The sequence below is a fragment of the Candidatus Margulisiibacteriota bacterium genome (assembly GCA_031268855.1).
Classification (GTDB): Bacteria; Margulisbacteria; Termititenacia; order Termititenacales; family Termititenacaceae; genus Termititenax.
Genome location: JAIRWS010000081.1, coordinates 1 through 3,726 on the forward strand (window position 1 = coordinate 1; position 3,726 = coordinate 3,726).

At 50.3% G+C, this 3,726-nt stretch carries 5 protein-coding genes; all 5 read left to right on the top strand.

All coding sequences use genetic code 11. The features are described 5' to 3' along the window. Window positions 1–1,122 (top strand): pyruvate ferredoxin oxidoreductase (gene porA, locus LBJ25_05055; GenBank protein ID MDR1453323.1); only part of this gene is annotated, 1,122 nt, incomplete at its 5' end. A gap of 121 nt (window positions 1,123–1,243) precedes the next feature. Beyond that, the gene (locus tag LBJ25_05060) at window positions 1,244–2,194 is read left to right on the top strand and encodes a pyruvate ferredoxin oxidoreductase (GenBank protein MDR1453324.1); all 951 of its coding nucleotides are present in this window, start codon (window positions 1,244–1,246) and stop codon (window positions 2,192–2,194) included. A gap of 25 nt (window positions 2,195–2,219) precedes the next feature. After that, window positions 2,220–2,525, top strand: coding sequence for an HU family DNA-binding protein (locus LBJ25_05065; GenBank protein ID MDR1453325.1), 306 nt, complete (start codon window positions 2,220–2,222; stop codon window positions 2,523–2,525). Continuing rightward, a complete protein-coding gene (gene tmk / locus LBJ25_05070) occupies window positions 2,525–3,133 on the top strand; it encodes a dTMP kinase (GenBank protein MDR1453326.1) in 609 nt (202 codons plus the stop codon). The genes LBJ25_05065 and tmk overlap by 1 nt, the downstream gene beginning before the upstream one ends. Window positions 3,134–3,208: 75 nt before the next feature. Beyond that, window positions 3,209–3,652 (top strand): hypothetical protein, encoded by a 444-nt coding sequence (locus LBJ25_05075; protein MDR1453327.1) that lies wholly within the window; start codon window positions 3,209–3,211, stop codon window positions 3,650–3,652. The last annotated feature ends 74 nt before the right edge of the window (window positions 3,653–3,726 follow it).

The window sequence follows — 3,726 nt, forward strand, 5'->3', positions numbered from 1 at the left end:
GATGTGGTCGCCGCTTACCCGATCACGCCGGCCACCGAAATTGCCCAGATCTTCTCCTCATTTGTGGCTGATGGTCTGGTCAATACCGATATGGTCACGGTGGAGTCGGAACATTCCGCGCTGTCCGCCACGCTGGGCGCCGCGGCGGCGGGGGCCAGAGCGATGACCGCCACGGCCTCACAGGGTTTGATGCTGATGGCCGAGATCATGCCGATAGCAGCGGCGCTGCGTCTGCCGATAGTTATGCCGGAAGTCAACCGCGCTATTTCCGGCCCGATCAATATTCATTGCGATCATTCCGACACCATGTTCTGCCGCGACGCCGGCTGGATACAGATTTTTTCGGAAAACGCGCAGGAGGCTTACGATAATGTTCTGCAGGCCATAAAAATTGCTGAAAACCCGCAGGTGCATTTACCGGCGCTGGCCACGACCGACGGTTTCATCATTTCTCACGGTATGGAAACAATAAAAATACTGCCCGATGCTGACGCGCGTGAATATATTGGCGATTACAAGCCTAATTATTCCCTGCTAAATCACGAAAAACCGATAACAATTGGCTCTATTGACCTGCAAAATTACTATTTTGAACACCGCCTGCCAATAATTGAGGCGCTGCGGGCTTCCAAAGCGGTTATCAAGCGGGTCGGCCAGGAATTTGGCGAGAAATACGGCCGCGCTTATGACTTGATCGAAAAATACAAACTTGATGACGCAGAAACAGCGCTCGTCTGCCTTGGTTCCACGGCCGGCACAGTCAAGGATGTGGTTGACGCTTTGCGCGCCAAAGGCCAGAAAGTCGGTTTGATAAAGATACGCGTTTTCCGGCCTTTTCCGGTAGAGGATCTGGCCGCGGCTCTGTCCGGACTGCGGGCCGTGGCTGTATTTGACCGCTCGGATTCGCTCAACGGCTATGGCGGGCCGGTTTTCACAGAAGTTTGTTCGGCGCTGTTCAATTCCGCGCAAAAACCCAGGATCGTTAATTACATTTACGGCCTGGGCGGACGCGATATTGACGTGCATCAGATCGCGGCCGTGTACGATCGCCTGAATTCTATTAAAGCTAAAGACAGCGCCGATGTCGGCGCTATTGTGAATTACTTAGGTGTAAGGAAGTAAAGTTGTTTGTGAATATTTTGCCCGAAGCGGACGTAACCTTCAGTGCTAGGCCGTGTCCGCGCGGGTAAAGATATTCACAAACAACTAGATGATAATATGACAATATAATAAAGGAGTAAAAATAATGGCGACGTTAAAAGAGTTAGCGGCAAGAGAGGAAAAGTTCGTCGGCGGGCACACGTCCTGCGCTGGCTGCGGCTATCCCAATATTTTCCGCCTGACCCTCGCCGCGATCAAAGAGCCCGTGGCTGTGGTCGGCGCGACAGGCTGCTGCGAGGTCAATACTTCGATTTTCCCCTATACTTCCTGGAAAGTGCCGTTCCTGCACAACGCTTTTGAGAACAGCGCCGCCACCTGCTCGGGCGTCGAGGCCGCCTATCAATCCCTGGTCAAGTCCGGCAAGATCAAAGATGAGAATTTTCGTTTCGTCGCTTTTGGCGGCGACGGCGGCACGTATGACATTGGTTTGCAGTCGCTCTCCGGCGCTATGGAACGCGGCCATGATATGCTCTACATTTGTTACGACAACGGCGCTTACATGAACACCGGTATTCAGCGCTCCGGCGCCACACCACGCTATGCCAACACCACTACCGCGCCGGTCGGCAAGGTGCAGCCCGGCAAAAGGCAAAAGAAAAAAGACCTGGCTAAAATTATGGTCGGCCACAATGTGCCTTATGTGGCGCAGACTATCGCCGGCAACTGGAAAGACCTGACTAACAAGATCGAAAAAGCCATGTCGATCCGCGGGCCAAAATTCATTGTCGTGCTGGCCACCTGTCCGCTGGGCTGGGCGACCAAAAGTCAGGACACGGTCAAGCTGACGCAAATGGCTGTCGACTGCTGTTTTTGGCCGCTGTACGAAGTGGAAAACGGCAAATATAAATTAAATTACGACCCCAAAGATAAAAAAATCCCCGTCAGCGATTGGCTGAAACCGCAGGGGCGTTTCAAACATCTTTTCAAGACGGGCAATGAAAATTTACTGGCGGAGATCCAGACCGAGATCGATCAAGACTGGGCAAATCTGCAAGCATTGTGTGATTTTCATTCCAAACAGGATGTAGTATAATACTCAACGGCGAAGGGAGCGTCCGATGAATCAAAAAGAGTTGGCCTGGCAAGTCGCCAAACAGCTCAATTATAATAAGGCCGATGTGGAAGAACTCGTCGATTGTTTCTTGCGCAATATCACCACAGCTATGGCCGCCGGAGAAAAAGTTCGTCTGGTTGGTTTCGGTATTTTCGAGACACACAACCGCGCCGGGCGCGAAGGACGCAATCCACAGACCGGCGAAAAAATATTCATTCCTGAAACCAAAACCCCGGCTTTTATTGCCGGTCGCGTGCTCAAAGACGCGGTAAAACACACGGCCGCCCAGGTGGAAACCCCGCCGCTTTAATGTTCATTACCTTTGAAGGGCCTGACGGCTCCGGCAAAACCACCCAGTCCAAATTGCTCTATGCTGAATTGCAGCGGCAGGGCAGGGACACGCTTTGGACGCGCGAGCCTGGCGGTACAGCGGCCGGTCAAAAGATCCGCGCTTTACTGCTGGACGATCCGACCGCGCGGTACGCTCCCGCGGCAGAACTATTCCTTTTTGCGGCAGACCGCGCCCAGCATGTCGAGGAAGTTATCCGGCCAGCCCTGACGCAGGGCAAAACAGTCATTTGTGACCGCTATGTTGATTCCACAACGGCCTATCAAGCCGGTGGCCGGGGGTTCGACGCGGATTTTATTGCCAAATTGAACAAAGATTCCAGCGGAGGATTGCTGCCAGAACTCACTTTTTTGCTCGATATTTTGTCAGAAATTGGTTTACAACGCGCCACAAGCACAAAAGCTGACAAATTTGAGCAGGAATCTCTGGATTTTCACCGCCGCGTGCGGCAAACTTATCTCCAAGCCGCTCAAAACGACCCAAGATTTTGCGTTTTGGATGGAAATAGGCCAAAAGAAGTCATTTTTGCGGAGATACTGGCTGTTGTCTGTGCAAAATTAAACAAATAATCGCCAAAAACCGCCAATTTCCTGGCATAAAAGCTGTTTTCACTGCGTCATCAAACTTAAAAGGGGAGAGACGCGATGGAAACAACATCCAATTTAGTTAAATATATAAACAAGAGCGCTAAAGAGAAAAACAGTCAAAAATTCCTGCTGGAGTTAGACGATATAGTCAATCACGAGCTGGAATTGATGGAGAACACGGCCAAAGAGGCGGCCGTCAAAACCACGATCAAGGAAATTAATCAAAGCGCGGTGCGCGCGCGCGTAGCCGAGCAGCACAAAGAGTCCTTTGAAAATTTACAGGATTATTTTAAAGGCAAATTATTCTATATCGCCTACCGCGAATCGCAAAAATATATCAAATTCAAAGAAATAGAAAAGATCGTGGATCGAAATACGCTGCTCAGCTTCGTCAAAGAAATTGAGACAGGGCAGGAGTACGCCTGGAAATTGATCGACAATCTCATTGACCTCAAACTGCGCAATTTTTTATACGGGATATTTACGTATTTGTATTTTTAAATGGTATAATTAGCAATAACCGCGAATTTTTACCCTGATTCTTTCAATTATACATAAGATATATTATGCGACGT